Below are 18,705 nucleotides of genomic sequence, written 5' to 3'. Positions count from 1 at the left end.
GCTGTCCGGGGTGTCGCCGCCCGTCTGGGCGTCGTGTCGTCGTCCGCTGGCCGCGTGTGGTGCCTGTCTGCCGCGCCCCGACGGGGCCTGCCGCGCCCCGTCGTGTGCTCGCCGCCCGGCATCGGCTCCCGGCACCGCCGCCCGGCACCGGCTCCCGGCACCGCCGCCCGGCACCGCCGCCCGGCACCGCCGCCCGGCACCGGCGCCCGGCACCGGCTCCCGGGAACGGCAACCCGCCCCCCGGCTCCGTCAGCCGCGCGGGCGGGCGGAGGACGCGGAGCCGACCGCCAGCGCCATCACGGCGTCCTGCGTGGCCGCGTCCGCCGACAGCTCACCAGCCAGCCGTCCCCGGCACATCACCAGTACGCGGTCGCTCATGCCCAGCACCTCCGGCAGGTCACTGGAGATCATCAGCACCCCGTGCCCGGCGGCGGTCAGCTCGTTGACCAGCCGGTAGATCTCCACCTTGGCGCCCACGTCCACCCCGCGCGTCGGCTCGTCCAGGATCAGCAGCCGACTGCCTGCCAGCAGCCACTTGCCGATCGCGACCTTCTGCTGGTTGCCGCCGGACAGGGTGCGGGCGGGCTGGTCGAGCCCGGCCATGCGCACCCCGAGCCGCGCGGCCATCGCGGCGGCGGCCCGGCGCTGCCCGGCGCGGTCCACGAACCCGGCGCGCGCGGCCCGGCGCAGCGTCACCAGGCCGAGATTCTCCGCCACCGACGCGTCCAGCAGCAGCCCTTGCGCCTTGCGGTCTTCGGGGACGAAGCCGACGCCGGCCGCCAGCGCGGCGGGCACGTCGCGTCCGGGGAGTGGCTGGCCCAGGACGCGCACGCTGCCGTGGTCGTGGGCGTCGGCCCCGAACACCGCGCGCGCCACCTCCGTCCGTCCGGCGCCCACCAGCCCGGCCAGGCCCACCACTTCGCCGCCGCGCACCTCGAAGCTGACGTTCTCGAACGCCCCGGCCCGCCCGAGCCCGTCCACCCGCAGCAGCGGGGGCCCGTCCGCGCGCACCGGGGCCCGCTCGCGCGGGTACCGCACCGTGATGTCGCGGCCGACCATGAGCCGCACCAGCTCCTCGCGGGTGGTGCTCGCCGGGACCTGTGCGACGGCCCGGCCATCGCGCAGCACCGTCACCCGGTCGCCCAGCGCGGCGACTTCCTCCAGCTTGTGCGTGATGAACACGATGCCGGCGCCCTCCGCGCGCAGCCGCCGCACGAGGGCGAACAGGCGCTCCGTCTCGCCGCCGGTCAGTACGGCCGTCGGCTCGTCCATCACCAGCACCCGCGCGCGCAGGCTCAGCGCCTTGGCGATCTCCACCAGCTGCATCCGGGCCACGCCCAGTTCGCGGACCCGGGCACGCGGGGAGACCGCCAGCCCGACGCGGGCGAGGAGGTCAGCGGCGTCGGCCTCCATCCGGGCCCGGTCCACCAGCCCGAAGCGGCGCGGCGGGCGGCCGAGGAAGAGGTTTTCGGCGACGGTCAGGTCCGGAGCGAGGTGGAGCTCCTGGTGGATGGTGGCGATCCCGAGCCGCGCGGCGTCCCGTGCGCCGTGCACGCGCACCGGGCTGCCGTCCACGAGGAGGCGTCCGGCGTCCGGCCGGTGTGCCCCGGCGAGCAGCCGGATCAGGGTGGACTTCCCGGCGCCGTTCTCGCCCAGCAGCACATGCACCTCGCCCGCGCGCACCGCGAAGTCCACGCCGTCCAGTGCGACCACGCCGGGGAAGGTCTTGGTGACGCCTTCGACGCGCACGAGGGGGGCGAAGGTGCGGCTGTCCGCGTACGTCACCGGGCGTTGCCTTTCCTGCGTCGAACGGGCGTCCCGCGCCATCACCCGCCGGGTCCGTGATTGAAACGCATGGCCTCGGCATAGATCAAGTGCCTCGCAGCTGTGCTTACTTCGCCTTGGTGGCGGCGTCCGGCGTGCTGGATTCCGGCTCTCGCCCACCTCCTTCGCGGCGGCGGCCATCCGCCTGGGGTGTCGCACTGTCGGTGGTGGGGCTTACGGTCGGTGACATGTCGTTCCAGCCGGCGGTGCTCGAAGGAGTGCTAGAGCGCATCACCTTCGCCAACGAGGAGACGGGCTACACGGTCGCCCGGGTCGCTCCCGCGCGCCGCAAGGACGCCGGGCCCGACGGTGACCTGCTCACCGTCGTCGGCTCCCTGCTCGGCGCGCAGCCGGGCGAGAGCCTGCGCATGGAGGGCCGGTGGGGCTCGCACCCGCAGTACGGGCGGCAGTTCACGGTGGAGAACTACACCACGGTGCTGCCCGCCACCATCCAGGGCATCCGCCGCTACCTGGGCTCGGGGCTGATCAAGGGCATCGGCCCGCGCATCGCGGACCGCATCGTGACCCACTTCGGGCTGCGGACACTCGACGTCATCGAGGAGGACGCCGCCCGGCTCGTCGAGGTGCCCGGCCTCGGCCCGAAGCGGACGCGGAAGATCGCCGCCGCCTGGGAGGAGCAGAAAGCCATCAAGGAAGTGATGATCTTCCTCCAGAGCGTTGGCGTGTCCACCTCCATCGCCGTGCGCATCTACAAGAAGTACGGGGACGAGTCGATCTCGGTGGTGCGCGAGCACCCCTACCGGCTGGCAGCCGACGTGTGGGGCATCGGCTTCCTGACCGCCGACCGGATCGCGCAGTCCGTGGGCATCCCGCACGACAGCCCCGAACGGGTGCAGGCGGGTTTGCGGTACGCGCTGTCCCAGTCGGCCGACCAGGGGCACTGCTTCCTGCCCGAGGAACGCCTGATCGCGGACGCCGTCAAACTGCTCCAGGTGGACACCGGCCTGGTCATCGAGTGTCTGGACGCCCTCGCGGCGGACGAGGAGGGCGTCGTCCGCGAGCGGGTGCCGCACCCGGACGAGCCCGGCGACACCCTGACCGCCGTCTACCTGCCGCCCTTCCACCGCGCGGAGACGGCGCTGGCCGCCCAGCTGAGACGCCTGCTGCACACCCGCGAGGACCGGCTGTCCGCGTTCGCCGACGTGGACTGGGAGCGGGCGCTGGCCTGGCTGGCGCGGCGCACCGGTGCGGAGCTGGCGCCCGAGCAGCACGATGCCGTGCGGCTCGCTCTCACCCGCAAGGTGGCGGTGCTGACCGGCGGCCCGGGCTGCGGCAAGTCGTTCACGGTGCGCTCGGTGGTGGAGCTGGCCCGGGCCAAGGGCGCTCAGGTGCTGCTGGCCGCGCCGACGGGGCGGGCGGCCAAACGGCTGGCGGAGCTGACCGGCGCGGACGCCTCCACCGTCCACCGCCTGCTGGAGCTCAAACCCGGTGGCGACGCCGCCTACGACCGCGAGCGCCCCCTCCAAGCGGACCTGCTCGTGGTGGACGAGGCGTCCATGCTGGACCTGCTGCTGGCGAACAAGCTGGTCAAGGCGGTGCCGCCGGGCGCGCACCTGCTGCTGGTGGGGGACGTGGACCAGCTGCCGTCCGTCGGCGCGGGGGAGGTGCTGCGGGATCTGCTCGCCGAGGGCGGGCCGGTGCCCGCCGTCCGGCTGACGCGGATCTTCCGCCAGGCCCAGCAATCCGGTGTCGTCACCAACGCGCACCGCATCAACGCCGGGCAGCCGCCGCTGACCCAGGGCCTGCCGGACTTCTTTCTCTTCCCCGAGGAGGACACCGAGGCCGCGGGCCGCCTCACCGTGGAGGTCGCCGCCCGCCGCATCCCGGCGAAGTTCGGCCTCGACGCGCGCCGTGACGTGCAGGTGCTCGCGCCGATGCACCGGGGCCCGGCGGGCGCGGGCGCGCTGAACGGGCTGCTCCAGCAGGAGATCACCCCCGGGCGGCCCTCGGTGCCGGAGAAGCGCTTCGGCGGCCGGGTGTTCCGGGTAGGGGACAAGGTGACGCAGATCCGCAACAACTACGACAAGGGGGTCAGCGGCGTCTTCAACGGGACCGTCGGTGTGGTGACGGGCCTGAACCCGGAGGAGCAGACGCTGACCGTGCGCACCGACGAGGACGAGGAGGTGGAGTACGACTTCGCCGAGCTGGACGAGCTGGCCCACGCCTACGCCGTCACCATCCACCGCTCGCAGGGCAGCGAGTACCCGGCGGTAGTGATACCGGTCACCACCGGGGCGTGGATGATGCTCCAGCGCAACCTGCTCTACACGGCTGTCACGCGGGCGAAACGGCTCGTCGTGCTGGTCGGCTCGCGGCGGGCGCTGGCCCAGGCCGTCCGCACGGTGTCGGCGGGGCGCAGACACACGATGCTCGATCATCGATTGCGCACGGTGGGCGGCGAAGCGTAGCTTTTCTGCGGCACTCCGTGCCACCAAGGCGCCCTTTGGCCGACCCCGAGCGCACTACGCGGCAGCAAGTGGGGGAGAGTGGGAAAAAAGAACACGGGCCAGGGCTCCACGGTTCAACTTCTGCACCTCGAAGAAGAGGCACGACGTCGGTGAGGGATGACGTGAGCGAAGACCGCCTCAAGGGCGACAACGGCGACAACGGCGGCAGCGGCGGGGTCAGCCCCGAGCAGGCTGTGGTGCTGCGGCACGGAGGCAGCGAGTACAGCTATCCGCTGGTCGAGAGCACGACCGGGGACAACGGCTTCGACATCGCCAAGCTCCGGTCCCAGACCGGCCTGGTGACTCTGGACGCCGGTTACGGCAACACCGCCGGGGTCAAGTCGGCCGTCACCTTCCTCGACGGCGAACAGGGCATCCTGCGCTACCGCGGCTACCCGATCGAGCAGCTGGCCGAGCGCGGCACGTTCCTGGAGACGGCGTACCTGCTCATCCACGGCGAGCTGCCCACGGTCGATGAGCTGGCCGCCTTCCGGGGCGAGATCACCCAGCACACGCTGCTGCACGAGGACGTCAAGCGCTTCTACGACGGCTTCCCGCGCGACGCGCACCCGATGGCCATGCTGTCGTCGGTCGTCAGCGCGCTGTCCACCTTCTACCAGGACAGCCACAACCCCTTCGACGAGCAGCAGCGGCACATCTCCACCATCCGCCTGCTGGCCAAGCTGCCGACGATCGCCGCCTACGCCTACAAGAAGGCCGTCGGCCACCCGGTGGTCTACCCGCGCAACGACCTGGGCTACGTCGAGAACTTCCTGCGCATGACGTTCTCGGTACCGGCCGAGGAGTACGAGCTGAACCCGGTCGTCGTCAGCGCGCTGGACAAGCTGCTCATCCTGCACGCCGACCACGAGCAGAACTGCTCCACCTCCACCGTGCGCCTGGTCGGCTCCTCCCAGGCCAACATGTTCGCCTCCATCTCCGCGGGCATCAGCGCGCTGTGGGGCCCGCTGCACGGCGGCGCCAACCAGGCCGTGCTGGAGATGCTGGAGCGCATCCAGCGCGACGGCGGCGACGTGGACACCTTCATCCGCAAGGTGAAGAACAAGGAGGACGGCGTCCGCCTGATGGGCTTCGGCCACCGGGTCTACAAGAACTTCGACCCGCGGGCCCAGATCATCAAGGCCGCCGCGCACGACGTGCTGTCCGCGCTCGGCAAGTCCGACGAGCTGCTGGACATCGCGCTCAAGCTGGAGGAGCACGCGCTGAGCGACGACTACTTCGTCTCGCGCAACCTCTACCCCAACGTGGACTTCTACACCGGCCTGATCTACCGCGCCATGGGCTTCCCGACGTCCATGTTCACCGTGCTGTTCGCGATCGGCCGGCTGCCGGGCTGGATCGCCCAGTGGCACGAGATGATCAAGGAGCCGGGCTCGCGCATCGGCCGCCCGCGCCAGATCTACACCGGCGTCGTCGAGCGCGACTACCTCCCCGTCGAGCAGCGCTGAAGCAAAGCACTTCCGGTACCCCCGTTGCTGTGATCCAGTTCACGGCGGCGGGGGTACAACCCTCTGCGCCCCTCCCCGGTCGAACCGGGTGACGGCGACACCCGGCGGAGTCGCCGTCCCGGGCTGAACGTCCGCGGGTGCTTGAGCGGCCACCGTGGTACGGCCTCAGCCCAGCCGAACGCCCGGCCGTGATCCCGTGGGGGGAGTCAGGTGCCGGGAACCGGGACGCCCCGTTCGTGAGCCCGTGGGGGGACTCACGAGCGGGGCGTCCTCCTGTGCGCGCAGGGGTTCCTCAGACGACGCGGCTCCCGGGCGCCGGGCCAGCGCGGGACGGGTCAGGCCCGGCCGACCAGCTCATACCCCGCCTCGTCCACGGCCTCGCGCACGGCGTCGTCGTGCGGCTCCCCGGCCGAGCTGACGGTGACGCGGCCACTGCCGGCGTCCGCCCTCACCTCGGTGACACCGGCCAGACCGCCGATCTCCTCGGCGATCGCCTTCTCGCAGTGGGCACAGCTCATGCCGCTGACCTCATAGGTGGTGGTGACGCTCGCCATCGGAGCCTCCTTGGTGCGTTTCGGTTGTGCTGCGGGAAAACGCTATACCCGAGGGGTGTATCTTCCCGCTCGCTCCCACCCCTCCCGGGGCCAGGGGCGTGTCCCCAGCCCCGGGACCCCTGCGGGGCCTCTTCGGGGCTGGGGCATGCCCTCAGTTTCCGGGAAAGGACGGGAACGGGCTCACCGAAGGGCTAACCGCCGCGGCGGCCGTGCCCCGGGCGGCGCGTGACCCAATCGCGGATCGTGTCGGCGTACCAGAACGGACGGCCGCCCTCGACCACGTCCGGCGCGGGCAGATGCCCGTGCTTGCGGTACGACCGCACGGTGTCCGGCTGCACTTGGATGTGCGCGGCGATCTCCTTGTACGACCACAGACGGCGGTCAGCCATAGCGACACCTCCACAGGAGTGACGGGTGATGCGGCAACACCCTGCTCTCCGCACGACGACACACCGTGACAACGCCCGCCCACTGTCGAGACCCCGTGACATCCCACTCGCGTAACGGTGACACTCGTGACACGGCGGCGAACTCCCGGTCCACGGTCCACCGCGCAACCGCTCCCGCCTGCGGCCGGTGCCCCAGCCCTCCGCCGGTGTGGCCGGCGGCATCGCCCGCGACAGTGGTCCGCACCGCTGCCGTCCTATCCTCGTGCCCATGGCGGGGACGACAGCGAGGTGGGCTGCCGCGCTCAGGGACGCCGCCCGGGCCGGGGTGCGGATCGAGCGGGGCACGCTGACGCCGCTGCTGGCGCTGCGCGGCACCTGCGGCGTGGCCCTCGTCATCGGGGTCACGCTGTGGCTCGGGTCGCCGCAGCTCGCGGTGTCCTCGGCGTTCGGCGCGTTCGCGTCCGGCATCGCGACGTTCCAGCGCAGCTACCGGCCCCGCGCGGTGCTGGCGCTGGGGGCGGCGGCCGGGCTGTCGGTCAGCGCCTTCCTGGGCTACGTCCTGGCCGGGCACGTGGGGGCGTTCACCGTGCTGCTCGTGGTGTGGGCCTTCGGCGCGGGCATGGCGTGGGCGGCCGGACCGGTCTCCGGTGTGGTGGCGGCGTTCACGGTGGCGATGATGCTCGTCGTCGTCACGCTGCCCTCCTCGGTGCCCCAGGCGGCGCTGCACGCGGGCATCATCGCGCTGGGTGGCGTCGTCCAGGCGGTGCTCATCGCCGTGTTCCCCATCCGCCGCTGGGCCGCACGCCGCGAGGCGCTGGCCGACGCGCTGGCCGGGGTGGCCGACTACGCGCGGCGGCTGCGCGAGGACCCCACCGCCCCGTTCGACCCCGTGCCGCTGATGGAGGCCCGGGACGCGGCCGCCGTCACCCCGCGCCAGGCCCGGCGCCGTCCCCGCCAGCTCCACGGCTACCGGCAGCTGGCCGAGCGGTACCGGCCGGTGCTCGCCTCGCTGGCCGATCCCGTGGTCGGCGGCGTCCCCGCTCCGCCCGGGCAGGCCCGGGAGCGGGTGCGCGCCCTGCTGGCCGCCGCCGCGACGGTGCTGGACGCCACCGCCCGCGCGATCCGGCGCGGCGAGCACGTCCGCGTCCCGGACGAGGCGCTCGCGGTGCTGCGGGTCCCGGCCGACGGCCCGGTGCTGCCACCGGTTCCGGCCCGCAAGGCGGCGCTGCGGCTGATCGCGCTGACCGAGGAGACGGTCGAGGCGGCCCAGGCGCCGGTCGAGGTGGCACCGGCGGACGGGCGGCCGTACCTGCGCCGGCCGACCGGGCCAGGGCAGATTCCGGTGGCGCTGCGCACCCTGCGCCGCGAAATGCGCGCCTCCTCGCCCATCTTCCGGCACGCGCTGCGGCTGGCCGCGGTGGCGGGCACCGGCTACTTGCTGGGCCAGGCCCTGCCGACGCGGCACGGCTACTGGGTCGGGCTGACCGTCGTGATGGTGCTGCGCCCCGACTTCTCCGCCACCGCCGAGCGGGGCGCGGCCCGCCTGGTGGGGACGGTCGCCGGGGTCGCGCTGGGCGGCGCCGTCCTCGCCCTGTCCGACCCCGGCCCCTACCTGGCCGCCGCTTTCGCCGTCGCCGCCGTCTTCCTGCTGTACGCGCTGATCCGCACCGGGTTCATGGTGATGTCCGCGTGCACCGGCGCGTACGTCGTCTTCCTGCTCGGCGTCGCGGGCGCGGAGTGGGCCCAGACGGTGCTGGAGCGGATCGAGCTGACGCTGCTGGGCGGCGCGCTCGCACTCGTCTCCTACGCGGTCTTCCCCGCCTGGGAGACGCCGAGGCTGCGCGAGCGGCTGGCCGACTGGCTGACGGCGGCGGGCACGTTCGCCGTCGCCGTGCTGGACGGCTTCGGCACCCCGCGCGCGGGCACCCACCGCCGCGTGCGCGAGGCCCTGCTGGACACCCGGGCCGCGCGGTGGGAGTGGGACCAGGCCACCGCGCGGGCGGGCGCCGAGCCGGTGCGCCACCGTGGCCTGCCCCGGCGCCGGGCGACGGACGCGCAGGCCGCCCTCGGCACGCTGGCCCGCTCGGCGATGCTGGCCGAGGCGCACCTGCCCGCGCCCGGAACCCCGGGTGACCGGGGCGCGGCCACCTTCGCGGCGGCGCTGCGGGAGACGCTGCCGGACGCCGACCGGGCGGTGCGGGCGGGCGCGGAGCCGGACTGGACCCCGGTACGGGCGGCGCTCGCCCACTGGCAGCGGCACGCCGAACACCCCGACGGTGTGGCGCTGCGCGCCGCGGAGCTGATCACCGACGCCCTGGACGAACTGTCCGACGCCGTCACCACCCCCGCTGCTTAGTCGCTGAGTGACCTTCAGCCACGCGACGCGGGTCCCGCACGGCCGGGTCCGCTGAGGCTGAAACGCCCATGCCCACACGCGCCTCGGACATGGCGAAGGGAAGGAGAGGCCCACGCCCCCTCAGCTCCCGAGAAGAGAGGTCGTGGGCGTCGCTGTCACATTCGACTGGTGTTGATGGCCTGGATGAAGGCCACCCAGGCGGAACGACCCGCCTGGAAACCGGGAATGGCGCTGTTCTTGGAATCGCGCACGGCGAGGCCGCCGGGAACGGCGGCGACTTCGACGCAGTTCGTGCCGCTGCCGCTGTACGAAGACTTGCGCCAGGCGTCGTCGGGAACACAGAAGGCGGCGGCGAGGGGACGTGGGTTGTTCATTACTCGGTCTCTCGTGTTAGTCGGTGCAGGAACTCAGGGGTTTCCCGGGGCGGCAGCGCGGAGGCCACCAGGGTGTCAAACATGCGGCCGAACCGGGCTACTTCACGTGGCTTGTCACTCACCGCGACCGTGCTCCAGGCGGTGTCCACCTGGACGGCCGTGGGCAGGCCGGGCCCCAGATGCATGATGCTCAGGTCGTGAGTGGCGACGAAGCCGCGGACCGTTGCGGGGAGAATCTGTATGGTCACGTTGTCACGCTGGGCCAGTTTCACCAGTTCCTCGTACTGCTCGCACATCACCTCCCGGTCGGCGATGGCGCAGCGCAGTGCGGGTTCGTAGAGGACCGCCCAGAGCTTCGTGGGGTCTTCGGTGCGGGTCAGGGCCTCCTTCCGCTGCATCCGCAGTTCCACGTTCTGCTGCATGAACTCCGTGGTGGTCTCGTCGATGAGCTTGTGGTTCTCATGGACCGCCTCGGCGTAGGCCCGGGTCTGGAGCAGCCCGGGGACCAGGCCGGGGTGGAAGGCGCGTACCTCGACGGCGGCTGACTCGATGCCGAGGAAGCGGGGCATTCCGGAGGTCATCGAGCTTCCGGCGTGGGTCCACCACTCGCGGCTGGCGGCGTCGCGCTGGATGGCCAGGAGCCGGTCCACGTCGTCCTCGTCGGTGACGCCGTAGCGCTCCAGGAGATCCTTCAGGTGCCCGGCCTGCCGCAGTGACCGCCATCCGGTTTCTACCCGCTGAAGCCTCGCACCGGTGGCTGCTCCGGCTGCCAGCTCTCCGGTTCCTGCACCGTGTGCAGGCCCCTGGCCAAGCACTACCAGGAGGCGAAGGCACCACTGGAAAGTTACTGCCAGCACGGAAGGAAAAGGTGAAACCATGACGGCTGTACCCGTCGAGATCGCCCCCAGGCGGCCCCTCCCAGACGACCTGCCCACCCACGGCTCCCTGTCCTACGCGACGCGGCTCGTTGAAGAGCCCGCACCTGCGGTCACCACGATCACCCCGGTAGCCGATCTCGACACGGTGATGGACGCCCTCAAGTGCTCGTGCAACGCGGGCGACGACAACCCCCACTGACCCTGGCTGGTCACCACCGCTCAGGCCCTGACGCATCCGCGCCAGGGCCTGAGCCCTGTGCGGCAGACGAGTAGCGTGCGGCCATGCGCATCCACTGGGGCCAGATCACGCCTTTGATGACCGTGCCGTACATCCCCACCCTCGGCCCGGTCCACCCCGACGCCGTCACCGCCGACCTCTTCGAGGACGTCGCCCGCATCGCCGGAACCGGTGATTTCCTCCCCCACGACAAGGACCGCCGCTGGCCCGGCCCCAAGAACGAACACCTCCTGGGCGAAGACGTCGTGCACCACGAACGCCTCGCGCTCCTGCCCACCCTCACCCGGCGAGGCGACCGCACCACCGTCAAGGTCCACGTCTACGGCAGCGAACCCGACAGCCTCACAACAGCCGCCGACCTGGCCCACAAGCTCGCCGCGAACCACAACGCCACGGCAGCCCGCCTCGTCTGGTTCCTCGACCCCGGCCAGCCCGAGACCTACGCGCTCGGCACCGGCACCCGCCTCCAGCTCAAGACCTTCCAGAAAGGCCCACAGACCCCGGCCCACGCTGACGTCACGCCCTATGACGAACTCCCGCCCTCGGCCCGGCATTCCTTCGCTCCATTCGCCGAAGCCATGAAGAACGAAGGGTTCGACTTCCTCCACCAGCAGGTACAGACCGGTGACCTCGGCCCCGTCCTCACCATCACCCGCAACGGCCGGGTAGCCGGAGCCATCGGCCCCATGGAGACAATCACCGACGCAGCAGGCCGAACCCAGCTCCTCCCTCAGTACTTCGGCGTTCAACCCGAACACCGGGGCCACGGCTATGGCCGGGCCCTGTGGCGCGCCGCCATGAACTGGGGCCACCACCACGGAGCCGACTACCAACTCCTCCAGACCGAAGTCGGCGGAGCCTCCGACCGCCTCTGCCAAACCGAAGACCTCGCGTCCCTCGGCTTCATCTGCACCCGCACACTCTGATCAACGACCGGTCGTTGTTTGCATCCCTCCTGAGGGACGGCGCGGTGTGACCGGGGTCTCATGGGGTGCGGGTGGGGGGCGGCTTATCGTGCGGGGTTATGAGGCGGACCGTGGTATTGCTGGGCGGGGTGGTCGTGCTCGTGTGTGCGGTCATTCTGGTGCTCACGTTGCCCGGGGAGCGGCCCCAGCACGAGGGGGGCGGCGCCTGCGAGCCGGTCCGTGTGCGGGGGTGGGAGCCCGCGCGGGCGGTGACCGCCGAGTTCGCCCGCTACGGCGACGACAACAGCCGGCTGGACGACTGGACCGGGGGTGACGGGAGCCGGTCGGTGCGGCTGCCGGACGGGCGCACCCTGTGGCTGTCGGCGGACACCTTCCTGGACCGCGTACACCCCGAGACGACGTTCGGCGGCCCCGCCCGGGACGCGTCCCCGGCCTGGGTGCGCAACGCGGGGCTGGTGATGGCACCGGACGGCACGCTGGAGCGCACCCTGCTGGGGCCGGGACCCGGGGCGCTGTTCCCGGGGCTCGCGGCGGCCGACGGGAGCGAGGTGTGGCGCTGGCCGGTGCAGGGTGTCGTCGAACCGCGGGCGCCGGGGTCAGACGAGCGGGTGGTGCGCGTGCTGCTGTGGCAGCGGGAGGAAGGCACCGGCCCGTGGGTGTTCGGCATCCCGCGGGCGACGGAGGTGGCCACGCTCAGCCTGCCGGACCTGGCGGTGGAGTCCGTCGAGCCGATCGACGTGCCCGCCTCCACCGACCCCGCCGAGCGCGTGCTGTACGGCACCTCGGCGGTGCGCGACGGGGAGTGGACGTACGTGTTCGGGGCCGACGAGCGCACCGCGCAGGGCCGGGCGGCGCGCGCCCACGTGGCCCGCGTGCCCGTCGGCGCCCTCGCCGACCGCGCGGCCTGGCGCTACTGGGACGGCGCCGCCTGGCAGGCCGACCCGGGCCGGGCCGCGCCGCTGCCGGTGGGCGCGAAGCCGTCCGGCGACCCGGAGCGCGGCGCCAGCAACACCTACACCGTCACCCGGCACGGCGGCACCTGGCTGCTGCTGACCACCGACGCGGGCGGCCCGGACGGGCGCGGCCTGACGACCGTCACCTCGTACTGGGCGTGCGACCCGCAGGGACCCTGGCACGGCCCGTCCGACGTGCTGACGCCGCCGCTGCCCGAGGGTGGCGAGCAGGCCGGGGCGGTGGCCTACAACCCGCAGGCGCACCCGGCGCTGAGCAGCGGCGACGGGCTGCTGCTCAGCTACGACGTCAACGTCACCTCATCCACGGCCGCCGTGCAGCGCGACGTGGAGCTCTACCGCCCCCGCTTCGTCCGGCTGGAGCTGAGCGGGGGCGGCGGCTGAGCAGCGGCAGCGGCTGCGCGGGGACGGCCGGAAGAGGCGGCCGGAGAGGGGCGGCGAGGTCAGTGCCGGGGGCTGTCCGGACCGTCGCCGTCGTCGGACGCGGTGCCCCCGCGCCGCGCGGCCTCCTCGCGGGCGGCGGCCTGTGCGGCCAGCTCGGCCTCTTCGCGCTGGTCGATGTCGGGGATGCCGTCGTGGTCCTCGTCGCGGGTCTCCTCCTCCCAGATCCGGCGGTAGTGCCGGTCCCGGGTCTTGAGCAGGATCGCCGCGACGATGGCGGACAGGAAGGACGCGATCAGCACGGCGGCCTTGACGTGCTCGACGGTCTCGGCGTCGTCGAAGGCCAGCTCGGTGACCAGCAGCGAGACGGTGAAGCCGATGCCCGCGAGCATGGACACCCCGGCCACGTCCGGCCAGGACAGGTCGTCGCTCAGCTCGGCCTTGGTGAAGCGGGCGGCCAGCCAGGTGCCGCCGAAGATGCCGATGATCTTGCCCGCGAACAGGCCGGCCACGACGCCGAGGGCCTCCGGCTCGCTCGCCGCCTCGCCGAGTGCCGAGCCCGAGACGCTGACCCCCGCCGCGAACAGCGCGAACACCGGCACCGCGAACCCGGCCGAGATGGGCCGCACCCGGTGCTCGATGTGCTCGGCCGGGGAGGCGGACTCGCCCGTGCGCTCCTTGACCCGCAGCAGCATGCCCATGGCCACACCGGCGATCGTCGCGTGGACGCCGCTGTTGTACATCAGCGCCCAGATGACGACGGCCAGCGGCACGTAGACGTACCAGCCGCGCACGTTCAGCTTGTGGTGCAGCGCCCAGAACACCGCCAGACCGGCGATGGCACCGGCCAGCGCCCACAGGTTCAGGGTGGAGGTGTAGAAGACGGCGATCACCATGATCGCGCCGAGGTCGTCGACGATGGCGAGCGTCAGCAGGAAGGCGCGGATGCCGGAGGGCAGGTTGGTGCCGATGACGGCGAGGACCCCGAGCGCGAAGGCGATGTCGGTGGCCATCGGCACGGCCCAGCCGTTCAGGTCACCGTTCGACGGCGCGTTGACGGCGACGTAGAACAGCGCGGGCACGATCATGCCCCCCAGCGCGGCCACGACCGGCAGGGCGGCGGCGGCCGGACGCCGCAGCTCGCCGACCACCAGTTCGCGCTTCAGCTCGATACCGGCGACGAAGAAAAAGATCGTCAGCAGTCCGTCCGAGGCCCAGTGCGCGACGGAGAGGTCCAGGTTGAGGGCGGGCAGCCCGAAGTGGAAGTGGCTGACCTTCTCGTACAGCTCGGACAGCGGGGTGTTCGCCAGGATGAGCGCGACGACGGCCGCCCCCAGCAGGATCAGGCCACCGGCGGTCTCGGTGCGCAGGGCGTCCGCCAACAGCCGCCGCTCTTTGAGACCGGGCCGGGCGAACACCCGGTTCTGCGTCGGCGGCGGGGGTGGTGTGGACGTCATGGAGCGGCCTCCTGGGGGGAAAGCGGACGGACATGCGAACCGTAAAAGCACGAGGGCTCGTGCTGCCGACCAGACTTCCCGGCACACCAAGATCGCGTTGACGCGTTCCATATCACCGTACCCGCACGTCACGGCTTTACCGCAAGGCTCATTGTGAGCTACGCCGCCCTACCGGCGGGTACCACCTCCACCGCCCGCCGCGACGCATCGGCTCTGTGGCGCGGATCACGGACCCGGCCGGTGACCTGCCCCGCACCTACGGCCGCCTAACCTGAGCCGTCAGCCGGACGCGGAGCCGGGCCATGCCGGAGGGCACCGCCGGACCGCCAGGCTGGGGGAACCGAGACGGGGTGTGAGGAGAAGGCGTGCGACGTACCGGGATACCGAACAGCTTCCTGGGGGACTACCCGAAGCTGCTGGCCGAGGTCTCCAGCACCGGACGGCTGCCGCGCCGCGCCGAGCTGGACGCGTTCCGCGAGCTGGGGGAGCGGGCGGCGGAGGCCGGGCACAAGCTGCGCGCGGTGGTCGGCCTGTACGTGGGGGAGACGCGGGCCCAGTGGGGTTCGCTGCCCGGCGTCATGCGCTCGGCCGGTGCCGCCGAACGCGCCCGCACCGGTGACGCCATCCTGGCCGCGCTGGAGGCGGCGATCGGCGCGCTCGGCGAGGGCCACGAGGCGGCGCGGCGGCTCGCGGTGCGCCAGGAGGAGGCCGAGCGGCGCGAGTTCGTCGATGACCTGCTGCACGGCCGCAGCGACCTGGGCCGCCTCGCCGAGCGGGCGCAGCGGTTCGGGCTGCGACTGGCCGCCACGCACGCCGTCGTCATCGCCGAGGGCCCGGCCGGCGAGACCTACGACGACGTCCACCCCACCGTCCGGCGCATCGAACGCGAGCTGCTGGCCCGCTTCGGCGACCGGGACGCGCTGCTGACCACCAAGGACGGACGCGTGGTGTGCGTGGCCGCCAGCGGCGAGGACCGGGCCGTGCTGGACGCCTTCGCCCGGCTGGCGGAAAACCCGGGTCCCGGCTACGTCGCCGCCCGCCGGGTCGTCGCCGGCCGCGAGCACTCCGGTCCCGGCGGGGTGGTGCTCTCCTACGAGGAGGCGGTGCACGCCCTGCACGTCGCCGACCGGCTCTCCCTCCTCCCCGTCCGCCTCACCGCCTCCGAACTGCTCGTCTTCCCGGTGCTGCTGCGCGACCGCAGCGCGATGGCCGACCTGGTGCGCACCGTGCTCGGCCCGCTCACCGAGGCGCGCGGCGGGGCCGAGCCACTGGTGCGCACCCTGATGGCCTGCGCCCAGGCCAACCACGTCAACGCCGAGGCCGCCCGCCGCCTCGGCGTGGGCGTGCGCACCCTGACCTACCGCCTCGCCCGCGTGAAGGAGCTGACCGGCTACGACCACGGCGACCCGCTCCAGCGCTACTCCCTGGAGACGGCCGCGATGGGCGCCCGCCTGCTGGGCTGGCCCGCCGAGGAGCTCTGATCGGCGCCCACGCCGCCGTGGAGCGCACCAGCACACGGCATAAGAGACCGATAAACATTGCCGGTTTCTGGCAGTGCGGCCTGGCCACACCCAGTGCCACGATGGCCGCACACCGCAACCGGTAGAGGGGGGCAGGACAATGGCTGGATTCGGGGGATTCTGGGACGCCGCGCTGGCGTTCCCCGCCGTCCTGTTCGGCTTCGCGCTCGTCGTCGTGGTCGGCTACTGGCTCGCGGTGCTGCTGGGGGGTGCTGAAATCCCCGGGACCGACGCCTACGAAGGAGGGGAGGGTGTCGGCACCGGGGGTTTTGGCGACACGGGGGAAACGGGGGACGCCGCCGGGTTTTCGGGGGGCCTGGCGGCGCTCGGTCTGGGCGGCGTGCCCGTCACGGTCGTCATCTCGCTGCTGGTCGCGATTGCCTGGTTCACGTCACTGAGCGGTACGGCGCTGTTCGACGCCGCCTGGCTCCGCGTCCTCACGCTGCCCGTCGCGCTGCTCGCCGCCTGGGCCGGGACGCGCCTTTTGATCATCCCGCTGCGCCGCCTGGCCCCCGGCGAAGTGGGCATCTCCCGGGCCGACTTCGTGGGCCGGGTGGGCACCATCCGCACCGGCCGCGTCGGCCCCGGCTTCGGGCAGGCCGAGGTAGCCGCCGAGGACGGCTCCACCGCCGTGGTCCAGGTCCGCGCCGAGGGCGCCGACGCCGCCGGGCTGAAGCTCGGCAGCTCCGCGCTGCTCTACGACTACGACACCGAGGGCGAGTTCTTCCGCGTCGCCCCCTTCGGCCTGGGACCACCGGATACCGGGCCGTGACCGCCCCGCCCCGGCCCGGGACGTGAGCGCCGTTTGCCTCCGGGCCGCGCGCTGACAGCCGCAGCCGCGGTGCCGCGCGCCTCGTCCTCATCTCCGCACCACCCGCACGTCACACGTTAAGGACTTCCGCTATGGATGCCATCTCCACCGGCCTGGGCGTACTGCTCGCCGTGGTTCTGCTCATCGGCCTCGCGCTGCTCCTCCTCGTCGGCCGGCTGTTCCGCAAGGTGCCGCAGGGCAAGGCGCTCATCGTCTCCAAGATGCGCAAGGTCGATGTCACCTTCACCGGCACGGTGGTGCTGCCGGTGCTGCACAAGGCCGAGGTGATGGACATCTCGGTGAAGACGATCGAGATCGGCCGCACCGGCAACGAGGGCCTGATCTGCAAGGACAACATCCGCGCCGACATCCGCGTCTCGTTCTTCGTCCGCGTCAACAAGACCCAGGAGGACGTCATCAAGGTCGCGCAGTCCATCGGCACGGAGCGGGCCAGCGACCGCGCCACGCTCCAGGCGCTGTTCATCGCCAAGTTCTCCGAGGCGCTCAAGACCGTCGGCAAGCAGCTGGACTTCGCCGACCTCTACACCATGCGCGACGAGTTCCGCGACCGCGTCATCGCCCTCATCGGCACCGACCTCTACGGCTACAGCCTGGAGGACGCGGCCATCGACCACCTGGAACAGACGCCGCTGGCCGCCCTGGACAGCAACAACATCCTCGACGCGCAGGGCATCCGCCGCATCACCGAGCTGACCACCACCGAGAACGTGCGCACCAACGAGTTCAAGCGCACCGAGGAGAAGGAGATCACCCGGCAGAACGTCGATGCCCGCGAGGCGGTGCTGGAGCTCCAGCGCCGGCAGGCGGACGCCGAGATACGCCAGCAGCGCGAGATCGACACCGTGCGCGCCCGGGAGGAGGCCGAGACCGCCCGCGTCCAGGCCGAGGAGCGGCTGCGCGCGCAGACCGCGCACCTGAAGACCGAGGAAGCCCTCGGGGTGCACAACGAGAACCGCGAGCGTGAGATCGCCGTCGCCCAGCTCAACCGCGAACGGGTCGAGGCCGTCGAGCGCGAGCGCATCGAGAAGGACCGCCTGCTGGAGGTCATCGCCCGCGACCGGGAGACCGAACTGCGCCGCATCGCCGCCGAGAAGGAGGTCGAGGCCGAGCGCCGCGACATCGCCGACGTGGTCCGCGAGCGCATCGCGGTGGAGAAGACCGTCGCCCAGCAGGAGGAGGAGATCAAGAAGCTGCGCACGGTCGAGGAGGCCGAGCGCGAGCGGCAGGCGCTCATCATCGCCGCCGAGGCGCAGGCACAGGAGCGGCTGGTCAAGGACATCAAGGCCGCCGAGGCCGCCGAACAGGCCGCCCAGCACCACGCCGCCGAGGAGATCACCCGCGCCGAGGCGCGCCGCAAGGCCGCCGACCTCGACGCCGAGGCCGCGCTGCGGCTCGCGGAGGCCAAGCGGGCCGACGAGGCCGCCAGCGGACTGGCCGAGGCGGAGGCGTTGCGCGAGAGGTTCCGCGCCGAGGCGGAGGGGCTGACCGAGAAGGCGGCGGCCATGGCGGCGCTGGACGAGGCCAGCCGCGAGCACGAGGAGTACCGCCTGCGGCTGGAGGCGGAGAAGGAGATCCGACTCGCCGGTGTCAACGTCCACCGGCACATCGCCGAGGCCCAGGCCACGCTCGTCGGCGCGGGCCTGGAGAAGGCCAACATCGACATCGTCGGCGGCGACTCCGTCTTCTTCGACCGCCTCGTCGGCGCCATCTCCACCGGCAAGGGCGTGGACGCCTTCGTCGATCACAGCGACACGGTGCAGACGCTCGCGGCCAAGTGGCTGGACGAGAAGGACTCCACGTTCACCGAGGACGCCAAGACCGCGCTGGCCGCCCTGGGCACGAACGGCCTGCGCGACCTGGCCGCGACGAACCTGATGACGAAGCTGGCGAAGTAACGACCACTTTGGCCACGCCGGGCCAGGCGCGTCCCGCCCCGCCCGGCGTGGCCGGACCGCGCCGAGGCGCTGACCCCCGGGCACCCGGGACCTAGCGCCCCGCGCCCCGCCCGGGCCGGGACCCCGCGCCCCGCCCGGGCCGGGACCCCGCGCCCCGCCCGGGCCGGGACCCC

General features: G+C 72.6%; 16 protein-coding genes and 1 pseudogene. 11 read left to right on the top strand and 6 right to left on the bottom strand.

Annotated elements, in window-relative coordinates:
• Nucleotides 1-249: 249 nt before the first annotated feature.
• Complete coding sequence (locus JJV70_RS13365; protein ID WP_308294810.1) at nucleotides 250-1,785, bottom strand: sugar ABC transporter ATP-binding protein; 1,536 nt, start codon at nucleotides 1,783-1,785, stop codon at nucleotides 250-252.
• Nucleotides 1,786-2,012: 227 nt separating this feature from the next.
• On the opposite strand from JJV70_RS13365, the gene JJV70_RS13360 reads away from it, so the two are divergent.
• Both JJV70_RS13360 and JJV70_RS13355 read left to right on the top strand, forming a co-directional pair.
• On the top strand, nucleotides 2,013-4,253 hold the full coding sequence (locus tag JJV70_RS13360; protein WP_219048107.1) for an ATP-dependent RecD-like DNA helicase: 2,241 nt from the start codon (nucleotides 2,013-2,015) through the stop codon (nucleotides 4,251-4,253).
• A gap of 233 nt (nucleotides 4,254-4,486) precedes the next feature.
• A complete protein-coding gene (locus JJV70_RS13355; protein WP_219048287.1) occupies nucleotides 4,487-5,761 on the top strand; it encodes a citrate synthase in 1,275 nt (424 codons plus the stop codon).
• A 335-nt stretch (nucleotides 5,762-6,096) separates the two neighbouring features.
• Here the strand turns inward: JJV70_RS13355 and JJV70_RS13350 are convergent, their stop codons facing one another.
• Nucleotides 6,097-6,315 carry a heavy-metal-associated domain-containing protein gene (locus JJV70_RS13350; RefSeq protein ID WP_219048106.1) on the bottom strand — a complete coding sequence of 73 codons (219 nt, stop codon included), beginning with the start codon at nucleotides 6,313-6,315 and terminating at the stop codon, nucleotides 6,097-6,099.
• Nucleotides 6,316-6,506: 191 nt separating this feature from the next.
• Entirely contained in the window at nucleotides 6,507-6,704 is a 198-nt protein-coding gene (locus JJV70_RS13345) for an AlpA family transcriptional regulator (RefSeq protein ID WP_219048105.1), read from the bottom strand.
• A 268-nt stretch (nucleotides 6,705-6,972) separates the two neighbouring features.
• On the opposite strand from JJV70_RS13345, the gene JJV70_RS13340 reads away from it, so the two are divergent.
• Nucleotides 6,973-9,060, top strand: a complete 2,088-nt coding sequence (locus JJV70_RS13340; protein ID WP_219048104.1) for an FUSC family protein — start codon at nucleotides 6,973-6,975, stop codon at nucleotides 9,058-9,060.
• A 155-nt stretch (nucleotides 9,061-9,215) separates the two neighbouring features.
• On the opposite strand, the gene JJV70_RS13335 is transcribed toward JJV70_RS13340, so the two are convergent.
• On the bottom strand, nucleotides 9,216-9,434 hold the full coding sequence (locus tag JJV70_RS13335) for a DUF397 domain-containing protein (RefSeq protein WP_219048103.1): 219 nt from the start codon (nucleotides 9,432-9,434) through the stop codon (nucleotides 9,216-9,218).
• Nucleotides 9,434-10,015: a DUF5753 domain-containing protein gene (locus tag JJV70_RS13330; protein WP_257573907.1), complete on the bottom strand. Its 582-nt coding sequence runs from the start codon at nucleotides 10,013-10,015 to the stop codon at nucleotides 9,434-9,436. The genes JJV70_RS13335 and JJV70_RS13330 overlap by 1 nt, the downstream gene beginning before the upstream one ends.
• Before the next feature lie 12 nt (nucleotides 10,016-10,027).
• Here JJV70_RS13330 and JJV70_RS22755 point away from each other — a divergent pair, with 12 nt between their 5' ends.
• The 5 genes and pseudogenes from JJV70_RS22755 to JJV70_RS13315 all read left to right on the top strand — a co-directional run bounded on the left by JJV70_RS22755 (nucleotide 10,028) and on the right by JJV70_RS13315 (nucleotide 12,831).
• A complete protein-coding gene (locus tag JJV70_RS22755) occupies nucleotides 10,028-10,150 on the top strand; it encodes a hypothetical protein (RefSeq protein WP_257573906.1) in 123 nt (40 codons plus the stop codon).
• 30 nt (nucleotides 10,151-10,180) lie between these two features.
• Nucleotides 10,181-10,306 (top strand): annotated as a pseudogene (locus JJV70_RS22750) (radical SAM protein); the annotation flags it as partial.
• Nucleotides 10,307-10,310: 4 nt separating this feature from the next.
• Nucleotides 10,311-10,511 carry a hypothetical protein gene (locus JJV70_RS13325; RefSeq protein WP_219048101.1) on the top strand — a complete coding sequence of 67 codons (201 nt, stop codon included), beginning with the start codon at nucleotides 10,311-10,313 and terminating at the stop codon, nucleotides 10,509-10,511.
• 83 nt (nucleotides 10,512-10,594) lie between these two features.
• Nucleotides 10,595-11,476: a GNAT family N-acetyltransferase gene (locus tag JJV70_RS13320; RefSeq protein WP_219048100.1), complete on the top strand. Its 882-nt coding sequence runs from the start codon at nucleotides 10,595-10,597 to the stop codon at nucleotides 11,474-11,476.
• Between the two features lie 98 nt (nucleotides 11,477-11,574).
• Nucleotides 11,575-12,831, top strand: a complete 1,257-nt coding sequence (locus JJV70_RS13315; RefSeq protein WP_219048099.1) for a DUF4185 domain-containing protein — start codon at nucleotides 11,575-11,577, stop codon at nucleotides 12,829-12,831.
• A gap of 59 nt (nucleotides 12,832-12,890) precedes the next feature.
• Here the strand turns inward: JJV70_RS13315 and nhaA are convergent, their stop codons facing one another.
• Nucleotides 12,891-14,285, bottom strand: a complete 1,395-nt coding sequence (gene nhaA / locus JJV70_RS13310) for a Na+/H+ antiporter NhaA (protein WP_219048098.1) — start codon at nucleotides 14,283-14,285, stop codon at nucleotides 12,891-12,893.
• A 365-nt stretch (nucleotides 14,286-14,650) separates the two neighbouring features.
• Here nhaA and JJV70_RS13305 point away from each other — a divergent pair, with 365 nt between their 5' ends.
• The 3 genes from JJV70_RS13305 (at nucleotide 14,651) to JJV70_RS13295 (ending at nucleotide 18,532) form a co-directional block, all read left to right on the top strand.
• Entirely contained in the window at nucleotides 14,651-15,766 is a 1,116-nt protein-coding gene (locus JJV70_RS13305; protein ID WP_219048097.1) for a helix-turn-helix domain-containing protein, read from the top strand.
• 139 nt (nucleotides 15,767-15,905) lie between these two features.
• Nucleotides 15,906-16,577, top strand: a complete 672-nt coding sequence (locus JJV70_RS13300; RefSeq protein WP_219048096.1) for a hypothetical protein — start codon at nucleotides 15,906-15,908, stop codon at nucleotides 16,575-16,577.
• A 131-nt stretch (nucleotides 16,578-16,708) separates the two neighbouring features.
• Nucleotides 16,709-18,532 (top strand): flotillin family protein, encoded by a 1,824-nt coding sequence (locus JJV70_RS13295; protein ID WP_257573905.1) that lies wholly within the window; start codon nucleotides 16,709-16,711, stop codon nucleotides 18,530-18,532.
• The last annotated feature ends 173 nt before the right edge of the window (nucleotides 18,533-18,705 follow it).

Source organism: Streptomyces sp. JJ66 (assembly GCF_019303495.1).
Classification (GTDB): Bacteria; Actinomycetota; Actinomycetes; order Streptomycetales; family Streptomycetaceae; genus Streptomyces.
This window is presented reverse-complemented; position numbering and strand designations above follow the sequence as displayed.

Excerpts from the sequence above, each read along its gene's own strand:
- JJV70_RS13360 (WP_219048107.1), top strand. The coding sequence starts at position 2,013 with ATGTCGTTCCAGCCGGCGGTGCTCGAAGGAGTGCTAGAGCGCATCACC.
- JJV70_RS13350 (WP_219048106.1), bottom strand. The coding sequence starts at position 6,315 with ATGGCGAGCGTCACCACCACCTATGAGGTCAGCGGCATGAGCTGTGCC.
- JJV70_RS13345 (WP_219048105.1), bottom strand. The coding sequence starts at position 6,704 with ATGGCTGACCGCCGTCTGTGGTCGTACAAGGAGATCGCCGCGCACATC.
- JJV70_RS13340 (WP_219048104.1), top strand. The coding sequence starts at position 6,973 with ATGGCGGGGACGACAGCGAGGTGGGCTGCCGCGCTCAGGGACGCCGCC.
- JJV70_RS13335 (WP_219048103.1), bottom strand. The coding sequence starts at position 9,434 with ATGAACAACCCACGTCCCCTCGCCGCCGCCTTCTGTGTTCCCGACGAC.
- JJV70_RS13330 (WP_257573907.1), bottom strand. The coding sequence starts at position 10,015 with ATGACCTCCGGAATGCCCCGCTTCCTCGGCATCGAGTCAGCCGCCGTC.
- JJV70_RS13325 (WP_219048101.1), top strand. The coding sequence starts at position 10,311 with ATGACGGCTGTACCCGTCGAGATCGCCCCCAGGCGGCCCCTCCCAGAC.
- JJV70_RS13320 (WP_219048100.1), top strand. The coding sequence starts at position 10,595 with ATGCGCATCCACTGGGGCCAGATCACGCCTTTGATGACCGTGCCGTAC.
- JJV70_RS13315 (WP_219048099.1), top strand. The coding sequence starts at position 11,575 with ATGAGGCGGACCGTGGTATTGCTGGGCGGGGTGGTCGTGCTCGTGTGT.
- nhaA (WP_219048098.1), bottom strand. The coding sequence starts at position 14,285 with ATGACGTCCACACCACCCCCGCCGCCGACGCAGAACCGGGTGTTCGCC.
- JJV70_RS13300 (WP_219048096.1), top strand. The coding sequence starts at position 15,906 with ATGGCTGGATTCGGGGGATTCTGGGACGCCGCGCTGGCGTTCCCCGCC.
- JJV70_RS13295 (WP_257573905.1), top strand. The coding sequence starts at position 16,709 with ATGGATGCCATCTCCACCGGCCTGGGCGTACTGCTCGCCGTGGTTCTG.